16 protein-coding genes are annotated in these 19067 nt (G+C 64.7%); 10 read left to right on the top strand and 6 right to left on the bottom strand.

All coding sequences use genetic code 11. The features are described 5' to 3' along the window. Positions 1 to 68: 68 nt before the first annotated feature. Positions 69 to 1358: a leucine-rich repeat-containing protein kinase family protein gene (locus tag KHO53_RS21605; RefSeq protein ID WP_213570809.1), complete on the top strand. Its 1290-nt coding sequence runs from the start codon at positions 69 to 71 to the stop codon at positions 1356 to 1358. Between the two features lie 87 nt (positions 1359 to 1445). Here KHO53_RS21605 and KHO53_RS21600 read toward each other — a convergent pair whose 3' ends face one another. From KHO53_RS21600 to KHO53_RS21590, 3 genes are all read right to left on the bottom strand, one after another. Next, the gene (locus tag KHO53_RS21600) at positions 1446 to 2153 is read right to left on the bottom strand and encodes a YebC/PmpR family DNA-binding transcriptional regulator (protein WP_010221816.1); all 708 of its coding nucleotides are present in this window, start codon (positions 2151 to 2153) and stop codon (positions 1446 to 1448) included. 228 nt (positions 2154 to 2381) lie between these two features. Next, positions 2382 to 3665: a Zn-dependent hydrolase gene (locus KHO53_RS21595; protein ID WP_213570808.1), complete on the bottom strand. Its 1284-nt coding sequence runs from the start codon at positions 3663 to 3665 to the stop codon at positions 2382 to 2384. A 45-nt stretch (positions 3666 to 3710) separates the two neighbouring features. Beyond that, complete coding sequence (locus tag KHO53_RS21590) at positions 3711 to 5198, bottom strand: NCS1 family nucleobase:cation symporter-1 (RefSeq protein ID WP_213570807.1); 1488 nt, start codon at positions 5196 to 5198, stop codon at positions 3711 to 3713. A gap of 331 nt (positions 5199 to 5529) precedes the next feature. Between KHO53_RS21590 and hydA the strand changes: the two genes are divergently transcribed. From hydA to preA, 3 genes are all read left to right on the top strand, one after another. Beyond that, a complete protein-coding gene (gene hydA, locus KHO53_RS21585) occupies positions 5530 to 6975 on the top strand; it encodes a dihydropyrimidinase (protein ID WP_010221813.1) in 1446 nt (481 codons plus the stop codon). 112 nt (positions 6976 to 7087) lie between these two features. Beyond that, a complete protein-coding gene (locus KHO53_RS21580; RefSeq protein ID WP_213570806.1) occupies positions 7088 to 8455 on the top strand; it encodes an NAD(P)-dependent oxidoreductase in 1368 nt (455 codons plus the stop codon). After that, positions 8456 to 9730 carry an NAD-dependent dihydropyrimidine dehydrogenase subunit PreA gene (preA, locus tag KHO53_RS21575; RefSeq protein WP_100782203.1) on the top strand — a complete coding sequence of 425 codons (1275 nt, stop codon included), beginning with the start codon at positions 8456 to 8458 and terminating at the stop codon, positions 9728 to 9730. It begins immediately after the preceding gene. A gap of 55 nt (positions 9731 to 9785) precedes the next feature. On the opposite strand, the gene KHO53_RS21570 is transcribed toward preA, so the two are convergent. Continuing rightward, positions 9786 to 10415 carry a LysE family translocator gene (locus KHO53_RS21570; protein WP_010221809.1) on the bottom strand — a complete coding sequence of 210 codons (630 nt, stop codon included), beginning with the start codon at positions 10413 to 10415 and terminating at the stop codon, positions 9786 to 9788. Between the two features lie 124 nt (positions 10416 to 10539). On the opposite strand from KHO53_RS21570, the gene KHO53_RS21565 reads away from it, so the two are divergent. Then, entirely contained in the window at positions 10540 to 10923 is a 384-nt protein-coding gene (locus KHO53_RS21565) for a DUF2784 domain-containing protein (protein ID WP_010221808.1), read from the top strand. Here KHO53_RS21565 and tam read toward each other — a convergent pair. Next, positions 10920 to 11684, bottom strand: a complete 765-nt coding sequence (gene tam / locus KHO53_RS21560) for a trans-aconitate 2-methyltransferase (RefSeq protein ID WP_036996000.1) — start codon at positions 11682 to 11684, stop codon at positions 10920 to 10922. The genes KHO53_RS21565 and tam overlap by 4 nt on opposite strands. A gap of 63 nt (positions 11685 to 11747) precedes the next feature. Next, entirely contained in the window at positions 11748 to 13202 is a 1455-nt protein-coding gene (pdxR, locus tag KHO53_RS21555; protein ID WP_213570805.1) for a MocR-like pyridoxine biosynthesis transcription factor PdxR, read from the bottom strand. A 90-nt stretch (positions 13203 to 13292) separates the two neighbouring features. Here pdxR and KHO53_RS21550 point away from each other — a divergent pair, with 90 nt between their 5' ends. From KHO53_RS21550 to KHO53_RS21530, 5 genes are all read left to right on the top strand, one after another. After that, on the top strand, positions 13293 to 14504 hold the full coding sequence (locus KHO53_RS21550; RefSeq protein WP_213570804.1) for a multidrug effflux MFS transporter: 1212 nt from the start codon (positions 13293 to 13295) through the stop codon (positions 14502 to 14504). Between the two features lie 34 nt (positions 14505 to 14538). Beyond that, positions 14539 to 15018, top strand: coding sequence for a GNAT family N-acetyltransferase (locus KHO53_RS21545; RefSeq protein WP_010221804.1), 480 nt, complete (start codon positions 14539 to 14541; stop codon positions 15016 to 15018). A 77-nt stretch (positions 15019 to 15095) separates the two neighbouring features. Beyond that, a complete protein-coding gene (locus KHO53_RS21540) occupies positions 15096 to 15917 on the top strand; it encodes a WG repeat-containing protein (protein ID WP_189638141.1) in 822 nt (273 codons plus the stop codon). A gap of 44 nt (positions 15918 to 15961) precedes the next feature. Beyond that, positions 15962 to 17695 carry a gluzincin family metallopeptidase gene (locus KHO53_RS21535; protein WP_036996008.1) on the top strand — a complete coding sequence of 578 codons (1734 nt, stop codon included), beginning with the start codon at positions 15962 to 15964 and terminating at the stop codon, positions 17693 to 17695. Next, the gene (locus tag KHO53_RS21530) at positions 17692 to 18978 is read left to right on the top strand and encodes a ComEC/Rec2 family competence protein (protein ID WP_010221801.1); all 1287 of its coding nucleotides are present in this window, start codon (positions 17692 to 17694) and stop codon (positions 18976 to 18978) included. Before KHO53_RS21535 ends, KHO53_RS21530 begins: the two co-directional genes overlap by 4 nt. Positions 18979 to 19067: the final 89 nt, after the last annotated feature.

Raw genomic sequence — 19067 nt, 5'->3', positions numbered from 1 at the left:
CATGGGACTAAAGTCGCATCTTGCCGGTATGATGGGCGCCGTTTATTTTTGAGCCTGCCACGCCCCCCATGCATACCCTTGAAGACCTCAAAGCCGGCCGTCTGGCGGGCATTACCCGCCTCGACCTGGCCTGCGGGCTGGAACAGTTCCCGCGGGAAATTTTCGACCTGGCCGACAGCCTGCAGGTGCTCAACCTGACCGGTAACCGCCTCAGCGACTTGCCCGAGGATCTGGGCCGCCTGGGCAAGCTCAAGGTGCTGTTCTGCTCGCAAAACCGCTTTCGCCACCTGCCCGAAAGCATCGGCCAGTGCCAGACGCTGGAGATGGTCGGGTTCAAGAGCAACCAGATCGAGCAGGTCAGCGGCGCCGCTCTGCCCCCGCGTTTGCGGGCGCTGGTGCTTACCGATAACCGTATCGAACGCTTGCCCGAGGCACTGGGCGATTGCCCGGACCTGCAAAAGCTGATGCTGGCCGGTAACCGCCTGCGAGCGCTGCCAGCCAGCCTGGCGCGCTGCACCCAGCTGGAACTGCTGCGCCTGTCCGCCAACCAGTTGCCAGCCCTGCCCGAATGGCTGCTGCAGATGCCGCGCCTGGCCTGGCTGGCCTATGCCGGCAACCCCATGGCGGCGGGTTACTGCACGCCGCAAGACCCTGGCCATTGCAACATCATTGACTGGCAGCAGATCACCCTTGAACAGGTCGTGGGCCAGGGCGCTTCCGGTGTCATCCATCAAGCCCGCTGGCAACACCAAGAAGCGCCGGTGGCGGTCAAGGTGTACAAGGGCGAGATAACCAGCGACGGCTTGCCGCTCAACGAGATGAGCGCCTGCATAGCTGCTGGCGACCACCCGCAACTGGTACGCCTGGCCGGACGCATCGACAACCACCCCCAGCACCTGCCGGCGCTGGTGATGCAGCTGATCGAGCCGAGCTGGTTCAACCTCGCCGGGCCGCCAAGCCTGGATTCCTGCACACGGGATACATACCCGCCACGGCGCTTGAGCCTGGCTTGCGTGCGGCGCCTGGCCGGCGCCATTGCTGGCGTGGGCGCGCACCTGCATGGGCACGGGATTACCCATGGCGATCTGTATGCGCACAATGTGCTGTGCGATGAGGAAGGCGATTGCTTGCTGGGGGATTTCGGCGCGGCGTCGTTTCATCCGCTTGATAGCAGTGTGGCAGCCGCCGCGTTGCAGCGGATCGAGGTGTTGGCGTTTGGGGTTTTGCTAGGGGAGTTGCTGGCGTGTTGCGAGGGGGATTGCGAGGCGTTGAAGGCACTGCAGCGGGATTGTGTGCAGCCTGAGGTGATGCGCCGGCCAAGCTTCGACGAGGCCTGTCAGCAGCTTCGCGGCGTCTGAATCGCTGGCAAGCCAGCTCCCACAGGTCCGGTGCATGCTGTACCTGTGGGAGCTGGCTTGCCAGCGATAGGGCCCTGAAGGCTTACATCAACCCGCCAGACCTACATAAACGTTCTGCACGTCATCGTTATCGTCAATCGCCTGCAGGAAGGCTTCAACCTCGGCCATCTGTTCGTCGTTCAAACTGCTGACCGGGTTTTTCGGGGTGTAGCCGATTTTCGCCGAAACCACAGTGAAACCCTGACCCGGCAGGGCTTTTTGCACGGCATCCAGATCGGTGGTGTCGGTGATGAACAGGGTCGCGCCCTCTTCTTCGCCTTCGGCAAAATCCTGGGCACCGGCTTCGATGGCGGCCATTTCCGGGTCAGCGTCAGGGCTGTTCGGCGTGGCCTCGATCAGGCCGACGTGGTTGAAGTCCCAGGCCACCGAGCCAGAGGCGCCCAACTGGCCCTTGCGGAACAGCACGCGGATCTGCGCCACGGTGCGGTTGACGTTGTCGGTCAGGCACTCGACGATCAGCGGCACCTGATGCGGGGCAAAGCCTTCATAGGTCACAGCGGTGTACTGCACCGCATCGCCATCCAGGCCGGCACCCTTGCGGATCGCGCGCTCCAGGGTCTCGCGGGTCATCGAGGCCTTTTTGGCTTGCTCGATGGCCAGGCGCAGGCGCGGGTTCATGTCCGGGTCGGCGCCGGACTTAGCGGCGATCTGGATCTCTTTGGACAGCTTGCCCATGATCTTGCCTTTGGCGTTGGCTGCTTCTTCTCTATGCTTGGCTTTCCACTGTGCGCCCATCTCGACTCTCTTGATTCAGGTGCCGGTTCAGGTAGCGACCGGCCAAAGTGGGGAGCAGTTTATACGCTCTGCAAGCCATCGACAAAAAAACCCGTCAGCCCTTGTCTGCCTTGCATGCGGCGGATGGCTGGCTCTGAACCGCGGCGCGGCCATCGCTGGCAAGCCAGCTCCCACAGTGGCTCCTGCTTTCCCTGTGGGAGCTGGCTTGCCAGCGATGGGGCCTTGAGCTCAAGCCGCTTCCCTGCCCCGCGCCAGCGCCTGGGCCGCCGCCAGCATCGAGCGCAACAGTACCGCGCAACCATCGGCCAGGTCTTCAGGCGCGGCATTCTCGATCTCGTTATGGCTGATCCCGCCCTCGCACGGTACAAAGATCATCCCCGCCGGCCCCAGTTCAGCGACAAAGATCGCATCATGCCCGGCGCCACTGACGATATCCATGTGCGACAGCCCCAGGCCCTTGGCCGCGCTGCGCACCGCCTCCACGCAACCCTCGTCGAAATACAGCGGCGGGAAATCCGCCGTCGGCGTCAGGCTGTGGGTCAGCCCATGCTGCTGACAGGTGCTACTGATCACATCCTTGACCTGGGCAATCATCGAATCCAGCCGCGCCGGCTCCAGGTGACGGAAATCCAGGGTCATGCGCACCTCACCAGGGATCACGTTGCGCGAGCCCGGATAGGCCTGCAGGCAACCGACCGTGCCGCAGGCGTGGGGCTGGTGCTCCAGGGCCACGCGGTTGACCGCCGCCACCACCGCGCTGGCGCCAACCAGGGCATCCTTGCGCAGGTGCATCGGCGTGGGCCCGGCGTGGGCCTCGACGCCGCGCAGGGTCAGGTCGAACCACTTCTGCCCGAGGGCCCCCAGCACCACGCCGATGGTCTTGTGCTGGTCTTCCAGGATCGGCCCCTGCTCGATATGCGCCTCGAAGTAAGCGCCCACCGGATGCCCGCTGACCGGCCGTGGCCCGGCATAGCCAATGGCGTTGAGCGCCTCGCCAACGCTGATGCCTTCTGCATCGGTCTTGGCCAGGGTTTCGGCCAGGGTGAATTTCTCGGCAAACACCCCCGAACCCATCATGCACGGAGCAAAGCGCGAGCCCTCCTCGTTGGTCCACACCACCACCTCCAGCGGCGCTTCGGTTTCAACCTTGAGGTCATTGAGAGTGCGCAGCACTTCAAGCCCGGCCAGCACGCCAAAGCAGCCGTCGAACTTGCCACCCGTCGGCTGAGTGTCGATATGACTACCGGTCATCACGGGCGGCAGTTGCGGGTTGCGTCCCGGGCGGCGGGCGAAGATGTTGCCAACGCCGTCAATGGTGACGGTACAACCGGCCTCCTCGGTCCATTTGACGAACAGGTCGCGGGCCTGGCGATCAAGGTCGGTCAGGGCCAGGCGGCAAACCCCGCCCTTGACCGTGGCGCCAAGCCGGGCCAGGTCCATCAGCGACTGCCACAAACGTTCGCCGTTGATATGCCGTTGGGTCGATTGCAGAACATCCTGAGCGGTTTGCATGTGCTTCTCCTGCATCACGTGCCTGGCCTCTGCGGGCCATAGGCGCTACACGGTGGGTTTGAGGTTGGCCGCGCGGGCCGCCTTGAGGCTGCCGAGGGCGTAGTAGATCAGCCCGCCCAATGCGGAGCCGGTGAACCAGCCAAAGTCGTAGAACCAGCTGAAAGCGGTGCTGTGCAGCGACAGCAGGGTCAGCACCACCGGCACGCCAAAGGCGATGAAACCGGCAGCGTTCCAGGCCGGATAGACGTCGTCGCGGTACAGGCCGGCGAGGTCCAGGGTCTGTTTGCGGATGATGAAGTAATCCACCACCATGATCCCGGCAATCGGCCCGAGCAGGCTGGAATAGCCCAGCAACCAGTTGGAATAGAGGCTTTCCAGGCTCACCTCGCTGACGATCCAGCCAAGCTTTTTCAACAGTTCATGGCCCATCAGCAACAGCCCCACCAGCCCGGTGAGCAGCACCGCGGTGGTACGCCCGATCCATTTGGGCGCCAGGTTCTGGAAATCGTTGGTTGGCGAGACGATGTTCGCCGCCGTGTTGGTCGACAGTGTGGCGATGATGATCAGGGCCATGGCCAGTGCGACCCACAGCGGGCTCTGGATATGCCCGATCAGGCTGACCGGGTCGGACACGGTTTCGCCGACCAGCGAGGTCGAGGCAGCCGTCAGTACCACCCCCAGGGCGGCGAACAGGAACATGGTCAGCGGCAGGCCGAAGATCTGCCCGAGAATCTGGTCTTTCTGGCTTTTGGCATAGCGGCTGAAGTCAGGAATGTTCAACGACAGCGTGGCCCAGAAACCGACCATGGCGGTCAGCCCGGCAAAAAAGTAGCCATACACGCTGGCGCCCTCGGGGCGCTTGGGCGGCTGGGCCATCAGCTCGCTGATCGACACATTGGGCAAGGCCCACACCAGCAGCCCGGCGCCCACCAGCACCAGCAACGGCGCCGACAGGGTCTCCAGCCATTTGATCGACTCGGCGCCACGCAGCACCACCCACAGGTTAAGGCACCAGAACAGCATGAAGCCGATCACCTCGCCGGTGCCGCCCAGCGCCTTCCAGTCCGCCGACAGCGAACCAAGAAACAGGTGGATGGCCAGGCCGCCGAACATCGTCTGGATACCGAACCAGCCACAAGCCACCAGGGCGCGAATCAGGCACGGCACGTTGGAACCGAGGATGCCGAAGGACGAGCGCAGCAACACCGGAAAGGGAATGCCGTACTTGGTGCCGGGAAAGGCATTCAAGGTCAGCGGAATCAATACCACGGTGTTGGCCAGCAGGATCGCCAGCAGTGCCTCGCCCACGGTCAGCCCGAAATAGGCGGTGAGCACGCCGCCGAGGGTATAGGTCGGCACGCAGATCGACATGCCGACCCACAGCGCGGTGATGTGCCATTTGTTCCAGGTGCGCTCGTGCACCTTGGTCGGGGCGATGTCGTGGTTGTACCGGGGGCTGTCGAGGACGTCGCTGCCGGCGTCGAGTTCATACAAGCCGTCGCGTTCGCTCACCTGCGATCTGGTCTGCTGCATGGCCGCTCCACTGTTGTTGTGTTTTTGGGAGTTGGTTGCATTGCACTGGCATGTGGGCAATCACGGCTGCCCATGAGAAATCTTGACCATTTCCACAACCTGTCAAGAACGACAGGACCACTGGTCGTTTTTCTTGAGCCCGAAATAGTTAATATAACCCTTGTAAATCAGCCATTTAACCTAGTTATAGGCCTATAAACTAATTATTTGCCCTATCCAAAATCGCCGACTAGATTCAATTCCTGACAGCGATGACAGGTTTTCGCCTACGCTGAAAAAAGTACAAAACCTAGAACCGGTAACAACCGGTCAAGCCTGCGAGGAGCATCTGATGACGCTTATGATTCGTGGCGCCACCCTGATTACCCATGAAGAAAGCTACCGTGCCGATGTGTTGTGTGCCGACGGCGTGATCAAGGCCATCGGCAGTGACCTTGAGGTCCCGGCCGGCTGTGAAGTGCTCGACGGCAGCGGCCAGTACCTGATGCCCGGCGGCATCGACCCGCACACCCACATGCAACTGCCCTTCATGGGCACCGTGGCCAGCGAGGACTTCTACAGCGGCACCGCTGCGGGCCTGGCCGGCGGCACCACCTCGATCATCGACTTTGTCATCCCCAACCCGCAGCAATCGCTGCTCGAAGCCTTTCACCAGTGGCGTGGCTGGGCCGAGAAATCGGCCAGCGACTACGGCTTTCACGTCGCCGTGACCTGGTGGAGCGAGCAGGTGCGCGAGGAGATGGGCGAGCTGGTGAGCCTGCACGGGGTCAACAGCTTCAAGCACTTCATGGCCTACAAGAACGCGATCATGGCCGCCGACGACACCCTGGTCGCCAGCTTCGAGCGCTGCCTGGAGCTGGGCGCGGTACCCACCGTGCACGCCGAGAACGGCGAACTGGTCTATCACCTGCAGCGCAAGCTGCTGGCCCAGGGCATAACGGGCCCGGAAGCGCACCCGCTGTCACGTCCCTCGCAGGTTGAAGGTGAAGCCGCCAGCCGCGCCATTCGCATCGCCGAGACCCTGGGTACGCCGCTGTACCTGGTGCATGTCTCGACCCGTGAAGCCCTGGATGAGATCACCTACGCGCGCAACAAGGGCCTGCAGGTCTACGGCGAAGTACTGGCCGGCCACCTGCTGCTGGACGACAGCGTCTACCGCCACCCCGACTGGCAAACCGCTGCCGGCTACGTCATGAGCCCGCCGTTTCGCCCGCGCCAGGACGGCCATCAAGAAGCACTGTGGCACGGCCTGCAATCGGGCAACCTGCACACCACCGCCACCGACCACTGCTGCTTCTGCGCCGAACAGAAAGCCGCCGGGCGCGACGACTTCAGCCGCATCCCCAACGGTACCGCCGGCATTGAGGACCGCATGGCAGTGCTCTGGGACGAAGGGGTCAACAGCGGCAAGTTGTCGATGCAGGACTTCGTCGCCCTGACCTCGACCAACACCGCGAAGATCTTCAACCTGTTCCCGCGCAAGGGCGCCCTGCGCGTCGGCGCCGATGCCGACCTGGTGCTGTGGGACCCGCAAGGCACGCGGACCATCTCAGCCGCCACGCACCATCAACAGGTGGACTTCAACATCTTCGAAGGCAAGACCGTGCGTGGCATCCCCAGCCACACCATCAGCCAGGGCAAGCTGGTCTGGGCCAACGGCGACCTGCGCGCCGAGCGTGGTGCCGGGCGCTACATCGAACGGCCGGCGTACCCGGCGGTGTTCGATCTGCTCAGCAAGCGGGCCGAGCATTCAAGGCCGGTTGCCGTGAAGCGCTGAAGAGCATCGCTGGCAAGCCAGCTCCCACAGACACCGCCGAACCTGTGGGAGCTGGCTTGCCAGCAATGGAAGGCAAAGCCTTCCCCAAAAAATAAAAAAAGAGGAACCCACCGTGATCGATTCCCTCAACCACCTGCCCCGACCGACCCAGAACAACGCCACCCTCGCCGAGTACTTCAGCGACCTGGCACCGCCCCTGACCGCCCGCCAGGCCGCCCTCGAAGCTTCCCGTTGCCTGTACTGCTACGACGCCCCCTGCGTCAATGCCTGCCCCAGCGAGATCGACATCCCCTCGTTCATCCGCAACATCCACCAGGAGAACGTCCAGGGCGCGGCGCAGAAAATCCTCTCGGCCAATATCCTCGGCGGCAGCTGCGCGCGTGTCTGCCCCACCGAGATCCTCTGCCAGCAGGCCTGCGTGCGCAACAACCACCAGGAATGCGCGCCGGTGCTGATCGGCTTGCTACAGCGCTATGCCGTGGACCATGCCGACTTTGCCCAGCACCCGTTCCAGCGCGCCGCCAGCACCGGCAAGCGCATTGCCGTGGTCGGCGCCGGCCCGGCGGGGCTGTCCTGCGCCCACCGGCTGGCCTGGCACGGCCACGACGTGGTGATTTTCGAAGCCCGGGAAAAAGCCGGCGGCCTCAATGAATACGGGATCGCCAAGTACAAGCTGGTGGACGACTTCGCCCAGCGCGAGGTGGATTTCGTCCTGCAGATCGGCGGCATCGAGATCCGCCACGGCCAGGTACTGGGTGACAACCTCAGCCTGGCCGAGCTGCAACAGCAGTTCGACGCGGTGTTCCTCGGCCTTGGGCTGAGTGCCGTGCGCCAGCTGGGCCTGGCCAACGAGGCTGCGCCGGGCATGCTCGCCGCTACCGCGTACATCCGTGAACTGCGCCAGGCCGATGACCTCACCACCCTGCCCGTCGCCGACCGCTGCATCGTCCTCGGCGCCGGCAACACCGCCATCGACATGGCCGTGCAGATGGCCCGCCTCGGTGCCCGCGACGTCAACCTGGTGTACCGCCGCGGTGTCGAGGACATGGGCGCGACCGCGCACGAGCAACACATCGCCAAGGAAAACCAGGTACGCCTGCTGACCTGGGCCCAGCCTGAGGAGGTATTGCTCGACGATCAGGGCCGGGTGCGCGGCATGCGTTTTGCCCGCACGCACATGAGCGATGGCCGCCTGCAGCCAACCGGGGAAACCTTCGAACTGGCCGCCGATGCGATCTTCAAAGCCATCGGCCAAACCTTCGATGACAGCGCCCTGGGTGACAGCAGCGGGCAACAGCTTGCTCGCGACGGCGAGCGTATTCGCGTCGACCAACAGCTGCGCACCAGCCTGCCCGGCGTGTATGCCGGCGGCGACTGCACCCAGCTCGGCCAGGACCTCACCGTCCAGGCCGTGCAGCACGGCAAGCTGGCCGCCGAGGCCATGCATGCGCACCTGATGCTCAATGTGGAGGCTGCATAAATGGCTGACCTGTCGATCGAATTCGCCGGCATCAAGGCGCCCAACCCGTTCTGGCTGGCCTCCGCACCGCCTACCGACAAGGCCTACAACGTGGTCCGCGCCTACCAGGCCGGCTGGGGTGGCGTGGTCTGGAAAACCCTCGGCGAAGACCCGGCCGCGGTCAACGTCTCGTCGCGCTACTCGGCGCACTACGGGGTCAACCGCGAGGTCATGGGCATCAACAACATCGAGCTGATCACCGACCGCTCGCTGGAAATCAATCTGCGGGAAATCACCCAGGTGAAGAAGGACTGGCCCGACCGCGCGCTGATCGTGTCGTTGATGGTGCCCTGCGTCGAAGCCTCCTGGAAAGCCATCCTGCCGCTGGTCGAGGCCACCGGCGCCGACGGCATCGAGCTGAACTTCGGCTGCCCCCACGGCATGCCCGAACGCGGCATGGGCGCGGCGGTCGGCCAGGTGCCGGAGTACGTCGAACAGGTCACCCGCTGGTGCAAGACGCACGGTTCGCTGCCGGTGATCGTCAAGCTGACACCGAACATCACCGACATCCGCCAATCGGCCCGCGCCGCCCATCGCGGCGGTGCCGACGCGGTGTCGCTGATCAACACCATCAACTCGATCACCAGCGTCGACCTCGAACGCATGGTCGCCCATCCCATCGTCGGCGACATGAGCACCCACGGCGGCTACTGCGGCTCGGCGGTCAAGCCGATCGCCCTGAACATGGTCGCCGAAATTGCCCGCGACCCGGCCACTCATGGCCTGCCGATCTGTGGCATTGGCGGTATCGGCAGCTGGCGCGATGCCGCCGAATTCGTCGCCCTCGGCTGCGGCGCGGTGCAGGTGTGCACGGCGGCGATGCTGCATGGTTTTCGCATCGTCGACGAGATGAAGGACGGCCTCTCGCGCTGGATGGACAGCCAGGGCTACCGCAGCCTCCAGGAGTTCCAGGGGCGCGCCGTGGGCCACACCACCGACTGGAAGTACCTGGACATCAACTACCAGGTAGTGGCCAAGATCAACCAGCAGGCGTGCATCAACTGCGGCCGCTGCCACATCGCCTGCGAAGATACCTCGCACCAGGCCATCGCCAACCTCAAGCAGGCCGACGGCAGCCACCGTTACGAGGTGATCGACGCCGAATGCGTGGGCTGCAACCTGTGCCAGATCACCTGCCCGGTGCAGGACTGCATCGAGATGGTCCCGCAGGACACCGGCAAGCCGTTCCTCGACTGGCAGCATGACCCGCGCAACCCCTATCGCGAAGCGTCCTGAGGCCGAGGTAAAAACAACGAGGGAGGATCATTGATCCTCCCTCGTTGGCTTTCGCTCAGCGCAAATCACTGCGCCGGTACAGGCTCAAGCCCACCGCCAGCGCCGCCAGCATGCCGGCGCAACTGCGGTTGATCCACTGCATGGTGCGCGCCGAAAAGCGCCGCATGGCGTGCCGCCCGCCATAGGCGTAAACGGCCATCATCAGCCCGTCGATCGCCGCGCTGGTGATCGCCAGCACCAGGTACTGCTCGGCCACCGGTTGCTCGGGGCGAATGAACTGCGGCAGGAACGCCGAGAAGAACAGCAAGCCCTTGGGGTTGGACAAGCCGACCAACAATGCCCGCAAGAAGGCCGAACGCCCCGTGGCGCCAGCGCTCACCGCGCTACGTTGCAAGGCGCTGCTCGGCGCCCGCCAGAGCACCCAGGCCAGGTACAGCAGGTACACCGCGCCCACCCACTTGACCACACTGAACAGCTGCTCCGAAGCCTGCAGCAACGCCCCCAGGCCGCAGCCCACCGCCGCAATCAACAGCAGGTCGGAGAGCATCGCCCCGGCCATGCCGAAACCGGCCACGCGCATGCCGTGGGACGCGCCATTGTTCAGGGCCAGGAGCATCGCCGGGCCGGGGGTGATCATCACCGCGCTGGCGGCGATAACGTAGAGCAGCAGGGTCGAGGCTTGCATGGCAGGCTCCGTGGACAGAAAGGCCCAAGCATGCCTTGGCCAAGCGGATCATGGCAATCGTAGCGGCCCGCGAATGCCTATATCATGGTGGCTAGAGGAACATATCCACGAGGAAGGAATCGTCATGCTGTACCGCCTGGGCGCCGATGGTCTGGTGCTGTTTCACCTGTTGTTCATCCTGTTCGTGCTGTTTGGCGGTTTGCTGGTACTCAAATGGCGGGGTGCGATGTGGTGGCACTTACCGGCGGTGTGCTGGGGGACCGCCGTGGAGTTCTTTCACCTCACCTGCCCGCTCACCGAATGGGAAAACCGCCTGCGCCAGGCCTCGGGCCTGGCCGGTTACGAAGGCGGTTTCATCGAGCATTACATCTGGCCGATCATCTACCCGGCCGGGCTGACGCCGGGCATCCAGCTGGTGCTCGGCTCGGTGGTGGTACTGGTCAACGGCCTGGTCTACCTGCGCGTCCTGCGCCAATGGCAAGCGCGGCGCCAGCAGCGCATCGCCTAGCGTGTGGCGACGATAAACAGGCGCGGGAACGGTAACAACACCGTGCCATCCGCTGCAGGCGGATAAGCCTGCTCCATGGCCTGCAGGTAGTACTGTAGAAAGTCTGCCTGCTCCTGCGCATCCAGCGCCGCCAGATACGGCCGCAGCGCCGAGCCCTTGAACCACTCCACCACCGCCGGCGCACCACCCGCCAGCGGGTGGTAGTAGGTGGTGCGCCACACGTCCACCCGCCGGCAATGGGGGCTGAGCACATCGTAGTAGTAGGCGGCGGTGTGCCGTGGCGGCAACTTCAGGTCAGCGACCTTGCTGGCCCACGCGCCACGCCTTGCGATCTCGCGAATCTGCCGATGGGCCGGCTCGTCGAGGTTGTCCGGGGTCTGGATGGCCAGGCTGCCACCGGCCACCAGTTGGCGCACCAGGTGCGGGTACAGCTGGGCATGGTCGGGCAACCACTGCAGCGAGGCGTTGGCGAGGATCACATCGACGCCCTGTTCGGCGCTCCAGCTGCCGATATCACCCACGTCGAACGCCAGCTGCGGCAAGCGCTGGCGGGCGGCGGCGATCATGTCTGCAGAGCTGTCCAGGCCGGTGACCTGCGCCTCGGGGTAGCGCCTGGCAAGCACTTGCGTGGAGTTGCCCGGGCCGCAGCCCAGGTCCACGGCGCTGGCCACCGCCTGGTTGGGCAGCGCCGCCACCAGGTCGCGCACCGGGCGCGTGCGTTCGTTCTCGAAAGTGCTGTACTGCGCGGCGGACCAGGTCATCGCAGGTTCCTTGAGTGGCCTTGGGAATTCGAGCGTGGCCCTAGCATGCCGGTTACCCGCCGATTAGGAAACCTCATGCAGCAGCGCCGCGAGCTTGCGCCCGGCAAAACGCAGCTGCGCCGCTGTCAGGGCGGTGAAGCCAATCATCACCGCCGGTCTCAGTTGCACCTGCTGGCAGAAGCTGCCGATCGGCTGTAGCTGCAAGCCTTGACTGGCCGCGCGCTGGCAAAAGTCCTGCTCATCCGTCCCCTCTGGCAACCACAGGACAAAGTGCAAACCGGCTTGCTGCCCGCTGACCTCATAACCGCTCGGCGCCTGCTCGGCCAGGCACTCGAGCAACAGATCACGGCGTTGCTGATAAGCCTGGCGCGCCTGCCTCAGGTAGCGCACGAAGCTGCCATTGGCCATGTACTCGGCCAGGCCCAGTTGCTCGGTGACCCCAACCGCGCCACCGGTACCCTGCAGGGTGGCCAGCAACGGCTCGCGCAGGCTGGCCGGCACCAGCATGAACCCTACGCGCAGGCCGGCGAACAGGGTCTTGTTGAAGCTGCCGCAGTAGATCACCCGGTCGCTGTGATCCAGGGCCTTGAGCGCCGGCAGCGGCGCATTGTTGTAGTTGAACTCGCTGTCGTAGTCGTCTTCGACGATCCAGGCGTCGGCACGCTTGGCCCAGTCCAGCAACATCAACCGTCGCGACACCGACAGGGTCACGCCCAGCGGCGACTGGTGCGCGGGGGTCACGCAGGCCAGGCGGGCATCAAGGTGGCGCTCGAGCAGCTGGTCATCCATACCCTCGGCCGTCACCGGCACTGCGACCACCTGCGCCCCGGCCCGCTCGAACAGCGACCTGGCGGTGCGGTAGCCGGGGTCTTCGACGCAAGCCTTGTCGCCTGGGCAGATCACGCTGCGCGCCACGAGGTCGATGCACTGGCGAATGCCGCTGGTGACGATCAGGTCCTGGGCATTACAGCGTATGCCGCGATAGCTGCGCAGGTAGTTGGCAATCCGTTCGCGCAGGGCCGGCAGGCCGGCCGGGTCTGGCGAACTGAGCAAGGCTGTCGGCGCGCAGGCCAAGGCCCTGCCCAGGGCCCGGGACCAGGCCTTGACCGGGAACAGTGCCGGGTCGGCCAGGCGCGCGACAAACGGCACCCCCACCTGCACACCGGTAAGGCGCGAGGCTGTCGGCTCGCTGACCGGCTGCTGCGCCAACGCCAGTGGCGGGCCGCTGCCGGCAGCGATGAACAGGTCAGGAACGACCGCGCAGACCCGCGTACCGGAGCCGGCCACCCGGCTGACATAGCCTTCATCGCGCAAGCGCTCGAACACCAGCTCCAGGGTGCCGCGCGACAACTGCCAGCGCTCGGCCAGGGTTCGCGTCGAGGGCAAGCGGGTGCCGGCCGGCAGGCGCTTGTCGAGTATTGCATCGCGCAAGGCGGCATAAGCGCCTTGCTGCTTACCCTGGGCCAATGCCGGTGGCAGCGGTAGATCGAGGGCGATGGCGGCTTTGCCGGTGCGCATAGTGGTCCAATCAAATTCACTCTTAATGGCGCTGCCGATTAAACCACATTGACCGTTAAGGTCGACGCATCGACAACAAGGAAATGTTCCATGCGCACCACCCCCTCGCCCGGCCCACGAACCTCGTTGCTGTTGCTGCTGATGATTGTCTGCCTGCCGCGGGTGGCCCTGGATATCTACCTGCCCGCCCTGCCCGACATCGCCACGGCCCTGCACGCCAGCGACGCCCAGTTGCAATTGACGCTGACCCTGTACATGGTCGGCTACGCCCTGAGCATGCTGATCAGCGGCCCACTGTGCGACCGTTTTGGCCGCCGCCCGTTGTTGCTGCTCGGCGGCACTATTTACCTGCTGGCGAGCCTGGCCTGCAGCCTGGCCAGCAGCGTCGAGGTGATGATTGCCGCGCGCCTGTTGCAGGCCCTGGGCGGTTGTTGCGGGGCCGTCATCGGCCGGGTGATGGTGCGTGACCACTTCGACCGCCAGCAACAGGGCCACCTGCTCGGTTACCTGTCCATGGGCATGGCGCTGTCGCCAATGATCGCGCCACTGCTGGGCAGCCTCATCGAAACCACCCTTGGCTGGCGCTGGATTTTCCTGCTGCTGAGCCTCAGCGCCGCCCTGAGCCTGCTGCTGATCGCCCTGCGCCTGCCGGAAACCCGCCCGCCGCACGCCGCCGGACAGCGCCACGAGCCGGTGCTGAAGGTTTACCTGCGGCTGCTCGGCGACGGCTACTTCATGCGCTATTCACTGGCGATTGCCTGCGTCTATTGCACCTATTTCCCGTTCATCGCCGAGTCCTCGACCCTGCTGCAACGCAGCCTGGGCCTGAGTTCGCTGCAGTACGCCGCGGTCTTCGCCGTCACCGTCGGCGGCTATCTGGCCGGCTCGCAGCTGTTTCGCCGGCGCAGTGGGCGCTACAGCGCCGATGCCTTGCTCGGCCAGGCCATGTTCCTCAACCTGGGTGGCGCGCTGCTGCTGATGCTCACCACCCGCCTGTGGCCCGAGGCATTGCTGGCGATCGTCCTGCCGATGCTGCTGATCATGCTTTCGGTGGGCCTGGCCATTCCGGCCTGCCAATGGGCGGTGCTGCACCCCTATGCGGCCATCGCCGGCAGCGCCTCGGGGTTGTTCTTCTTCATCCAGATGGCCTTCACCGCCCTGTGCAGCCTAGTCATCGGCCAGTTGTCCGATGGCAGTGCCGGGCCCTTGGCGGGCATGACCGCGCTGGCCAGCCTGGCCTTTGCCCTGGTGCTCAAGCGGTTGCGCAGCGAAGCGATTACCCTCAAGGCCAGTTCCGGCTAACATGGGCGATTACCTCACTTGCCGGAAGCCTGCCATGAGCCTGACCATCCGCCCTGCCCGGCGCGACGACGCCGCCCAGATCCTCGCCTTCATCACTGAACTGGCCGACTACGAACGTGCCCGCCACGAGGTGATCGCTTCCGTGGCCGACATCGAGCGCACCCTGTTCGATGACGGCGCCAAGGCCCTGAGCCTGATCTGCGAGCGCGACGGCCAGGCCATCGGCTATGCGGTGTACTTCTACAGCTATTCGACCTGGCTGGGGCGCAACGGCATCTACCTCGAAGACCTGTACATCACCCCCGAGCAACGCGGTGGCGGCGCCGGCAAACAGCTGCTGCGCCATATTGCCATCGAAGCCTGCGAGAACGGCTGCGGGCGCCTGGAATGGAGCGTGCTGGACTGGAACGAGCCGGCCATCCAGTTCTACAAGTCCCTGGGTGCCCTGCCCCAGGATGAATGGGTCCGCTACCGCCTCGAAGGCGCCGGCCTTGAGGCCTTCGCCCGCGGTTGAGTGGCTGGGCAAGGCCGGCGCGATCGGCTAAGGTGCATGCCTTGCCCTACCCTCGCCTTGCCAAGGAATGCACTGAATTGAAGGCTTTATTTCGCGCCCTCCCGTCATTGTGCCTGGGCGCTGCCCTGGCAGCGTGCAGCACCACCCCCGCCGACCCGGTCAGTTTTAAGGAAAATGGCCTGTATGGCCTCAAAGACGCCAGCGGCAAGGTCATCGTTGCGCCGTCCATCGAGCTGCAACCGGTCTACCACGAAGGCATGGCAGCGGTTCGCATCAACAACCAATGGGGCTACATGGACCGCAAGGGGCAATTGGTCATCCCAGCCCTCTACAAGCGCCCCGGGCCATTCAGCGATGGCCTGGCAGGCGTCTGCCTGACGTCTTCCGCATGCGGCTACATCGATACCCGGGGCCGCACCGTGGTGCCCTTCGACTATGACTGGGTCGAGAGTTTCGATGAAGCCAAGGACGACCTGGCGGTGGTCGCCAAAGGCAACCTGTACGGCATGATCAACCGCAAGGGCAAGCAGGTGATCCCCCTGCGCTTCAGCTCGCGGCCCATTACCGAGAAGGGCTATGTGCTGCTGAACGACAGCGCCAGCAAAAAAAGCGGCCTGATGAACACATCCGGCAAAGTGGTGCTGCCTTTCGAATACGACGGCTTCGCCTACAATACCTGGGGCGGACGGCTGATCAACGACAACCTGCTGAGCGTGGCCAAGGAAGGTAAATGGGGGTTTGTCGACCTTAGCGGCAAGGTGGTGCTGCCCTATCTCTACGACAGACCCGGTTTTTTCCGTGACGGCCAGGCCATCGTCCAACGCGACGGCAAGCATTACCGGATCGACCGCCAGGGCAATGAAACGCCGTTGGAATACGAGCCGTTGAAGCTGCCCTGATAGCAGTTCCGCTGATTTGAGCCTGGTGCACAGGAGCGTTGCCCATGGTCGTGAAAGCCAATAGCCAGACCTTCACCATCCTCGCCCAGGATCCTGCAGTGCGTAATGCCCGCGGCGAGCTGCTGTTCGCCCGGGTCAGCGTGCCGCGGGAAAGCCTCGGCCTGGGGCCCACCGGCTACCGCCTGAAGGTGGTCGACTTCGATGCCTCGCGCAACCAGCTGTATCACGCCCACGCCTACCAGCAGGACGCGGCCAGCGGCTGCATGATCGACCCCTTCGACCCGCCCGGCGAAGCGCTGCTGGGCAATCCGGCGTTCCATTGCCAGCACGTTTATGCGGTGGTCATGCGCACCCTGGCGCGTTTCGAGATGGCCCTCGGGCGCCGGGTTGGCTGGGGCTTCGATGGTCATCAGTTGCATGTGGTGCCGCATGCCTTCGTCGAAGCCAACGCCTTTTACTCACGGGCTGACCGGGCGCTGATGTTCGGTTACTTCAAAGGCCTGGACGGCCAGCATGTGTTCACCTGCCTGTCCCACGACATCGTCGCCCACGAAGCCACTCACGCGATTCTCGACGGCTTGCGCGGCGGCTTCATGAACGCCTCGGGGCCGGACCAGGCGGCCTTCCACGAAGGCTTTGCCGATGTCGTGGCCCTGCTGTCGGTGTTCTCCCTGCGTGAAATCATCGAGTTCGCCCTGACCAATGGCGGGCGCATCGAACTGACCGTGCAGGGCGACCGGCGCCTGCTCAATGGCGATCAGCTGAGCCCGCAGAACCTCGCCGAATCGCTGCTGTTCGGTATCGGCGAAGAGTTCGGCCAGCAGCTCGAAGGCCTGCGTGCCAATGCCCTGCGCCGCTCGGTGATGCTGCCGCCGTCGACCGATTACCTTAGCGGCGAGCAGTTTGCCGAAGCCCACAACCGCGGCGAAATCTTCGCCGCCGCCATGCTGCGCAGCATGCTCGCCCTGTGGGTGGCGCGCCTGGGCGAACTGGGCAATTTTGGCGACAACCTGTACAACCTGCGCGAAGTGGTCGCGGAAGGCGCCAAGGCCGCCGACCAGTTGCTGACCATCGCCATCCGCGCCCTGGACTATTGCCCGCCGCTGGACCTGGAGTTCGGCGACTACCTGGCCGCCCTGCTCACCGTCGATGCCCAGGTGGCGCCGGATGATTCGCGCTACGACTACCGGCTGATCATCCGCACCACCTTCGAAGCCTTCGGTATTGTCCCGCCAGCGGCGCGCACCGACAGCGACGGCTGCTGGCATGGCTTTGCCGACAACGGCCAGGTGCAGTACCGCAACAGCCACTTCGACTCGATGCTGCGCGACGACGAAGAGGTGTTCCGCTTTCTCTGGGAGAACCGTGCGGTACTGGGCATCGACGAGCGGGCCTACACCCAGGTGGTGTCGGTGCGCCCGAGCATCCGCCTGGGCACCGACGGCCTGCTGCTGCGCGAGAGCGTTTGCGAATACATCATGAAGGCCAACATCTTTGGCGCCGAGCTCAAGAGCGTGTGCAACATCAGTCCGCGCCCGGCCTGGATCAAGACCACCGACGCCCTTACCGTCTACGGCGCCGGCACGCTGATTTTCGATCAATACGGGCGCATCAAGTACCACGTCCAGCGCCCCCTCAATGACGGCCAGTGGCAGTTGCGCCGCTTGAGCTACCTGGCGGGCCTGGACAACGGCGAGCTGGACCTGCGCAACCCGCTGGCCCAACTGCACCGCCAGCGTGCCTGGCAGGTGGGACCGCTGCGCGAGGAGCAAGCATGAGCCCGACCAGCCTGACCCTCTATGCCTACCAGGTTGGTTTTGGCGACTGCTTCCTGCTGCGCTTCAACTACCCCGGCGCAGTGCGCCGCCATGTGCTGATCGACTTCGGTTCCATGGGCATGCCCAAGGGTGTCGCCCAGGGCCAGCGCCTGCTGGCCATTGCCGAGGACATCAAAGCCAAGTGCGCGGGCAAGCTCGATGCGGTGGTCGCGACTCACCGGCATGCCGACCATATCAGCGGCTTTGCCACCAACCGCGCCGGCACCGCCAGCGGTGATGTGATCCGCAGCCTGGCGCCGGAGCTGGTGCTGCAACCCTGGACCGAACAGCTTGAGCTGGCTGAAGACGCCAGCGCCCCCGAACAACCCGGCCTGCTCGGCGCACGCAGCATGGCCCAGACCCTCAAGAGCATGAATGCCCTGGCCAGCGCCGTGGTCAAGCTGCTCGATCAGGGCAAGCACGGGCTGTCCGAGGAGCTGACCCGGCGCCTGGGGTTTATCGGCGAAGACAACATCTCCAACGCCAGCGCGGTCAACAACCTGGCGAGCATGGGCACCCGCAACGCTTATGCGTTTTTCGGCAGTGAGGACGTCCTGGCCGAGCTGCTGCCCGGCGTGCGCACGCACATTCTCGGCCCGCCCACGGTCGAGCAGAGCGCCTCGATCCGCAAGCAGCGCAGCCGTGACCCGGCCGAGTTCTGGCACCTGCACCGGCAACTGCTCGATGCCCAGGTCAACCCGCCGGACGACGATCCGGGGCCCTTTGCCGACTACCCGGCGATGCGTGGCAGCAAACTGCCCATGAGCAGCCGCTGGATCGCCCGACGGGTGCGCGAAGCCCGTGGCGAGCAACTGCTGCAGATCGTCACTGCGCTGGACAAGCAAATGAACAACACCAGCCTGATCCTGCTGTTCGAAGTGGCGGGCAAGAAGCTGCTGTTCCCGGGCGATGCGCAGATCGAGAACTGGAGTTATGCCTTGAGCCACCCGGACATTCGCCAGCTGCTGGCGGATGTCGACCTGTACAAGGTCGGCCACCATGGCAGCCTCAATGCCACGCCAAAAAGCCTCTGGGGCGGTTTCAACAAACGGGGCAAGGCCGGGACGGCGCAGCGTTTGACCAGTGTGTTGTCGACCATGCCCGGCAAGCATGGCAACCCCGAGGCTGGCACCGAGGTGCCGCGGCGGCCGTTGCTGGAGGCGCTGGGCAAGGAGAGTGAGTTGCACAGTACCGATGGGTTGGAACCGGGAGCCTTGTATGAGGAGCTGGAGTTCAGCTTCTGACGGTCAGGGCCCTATCGCTGGCAAGCCAGCTCCCACAAGATCAGCATCCACAGTACCTGTGGGAGCTGGCTTGCCAGCGATGCTTTTGA

Origin of the sequence: Pseudomonas sp. RC2C2, from assembly GCF_018390435.1 — a bacterium.
Lineage (GTDB): Bacteria > Pseudomonadota > Gammaproteobacteria > Pseudomonadales > Pseudomonadaceae > Aquipseudomonas > Aquipseudomonas donghuensis.
This window is presented reverse-complemented; position numbering and strand designations above follow the sequence as displayed.

What these genes read in the sequence shown, in the direction of transcription:
- KHO53_RS21595 (WP_213570808.1), bottom strand. Translation starts at nt 3,665, where the DNA reads ATGCAAACCGCTCAGGATGTTCTGCAATCGACCCAACGGCATATCAAC.
- pdxR (WP_213570805.1), bottom strand. Translation starts at nt 13,202, where the DNA reads ATGCGCACCGGCAAAGCCGCCATCGCCCTCGATCTACCGCTGCCACCG.
- KHO53_RS21565 (WP_010221808.1), top strand. Translation starts at nt 10,540, where the DNA reads ATGCTGTACCGCCTGGGCGCCGATGGTCTGGTGCTGTTTCACCTGTTG.
- tam (WP_036996000.1), bottom strand. Translation starts at nt 11,684, where the DNA reads ATGACCTGGTCCGCCGCGCAGTACAGCACTTTCGAGAACGAACGCACG.
- KHO53_RS21605 (WP_213570809.1), top strand. Translation starts at nt 69, where the DNA reads ATGCATACCCTTGAAGACCTCAAAGCCGGCCGTCTGGCGGGCATTACC.
- KHO53_RS21600 (WP_010221816.1), bottom strand. Translation starts at nt 2,153, where the DNA reads ATGGGCGCACAGTGGAAAGCCAAGCATAGAGAAGAAGCAGCCAACGCC.
- KHO53_RS21545 (WP_010221804.1), top strand. Translation starts at nt 14,539, where the DNA reads ATGAGCCTGACCATCCGCCCTGCCCGGCGCGACGACGCCGCCCAGATC.
- KHO53_RS21570 (WP_010221809.1), bottom strand. Translation starts at nt 10,415, where the DNA reads ATGCAAGCCTCGACCCTGCTGCTCTACGTTATCGCCGCCAGCGCGGTG.
- KHO53_RS21535 (WP_036996008.1), top strand. Translation starts at nt 15,962, where the DNA reads ATGGTCGTGAAAGCCAATAGCCAGACCTTCACCATCCTCGCCCAGGAT.
- KHO53_RS21530 (WP_010221801.1), top strand. Translation starts at nt 17,692, where the DNA reads ATGAGCCCGACCAGCCTGACCCTCTATGCCTACCAGGTTGGTTTTGGC.
- hydA (WP_010221813.1), top strand. Translation starts at nt 5,530, where the DNA reads ATGACGCTTATGATTCGTGGCGCCACCCTGATTACCCATGAAGAAAGC.
- KHO53_RS21550 (WP_213570804.1), top strand. Translation starts at nt 13,293, where the DNA reads ATGCGCACCACCCCCTCGCCCGGCCCACGAACCTCGTTGCTGTTGCTG.
- preA (WP_100782203.1), top strand. Translation starts at nt 8,456, where the DNA reads ATGGCTGACCTGTCGATCGAATTCGCCGGCATCAAGGCGCCCAACCCG.
- KHO53_RS21590 (WP_213570807.1), bottom strand. Translation starts at nt 5,198, where the DNA reads ATGCAGCAGACCAGATCGCAGGTGAGCGAACGCGACGGCTTGTATGAA.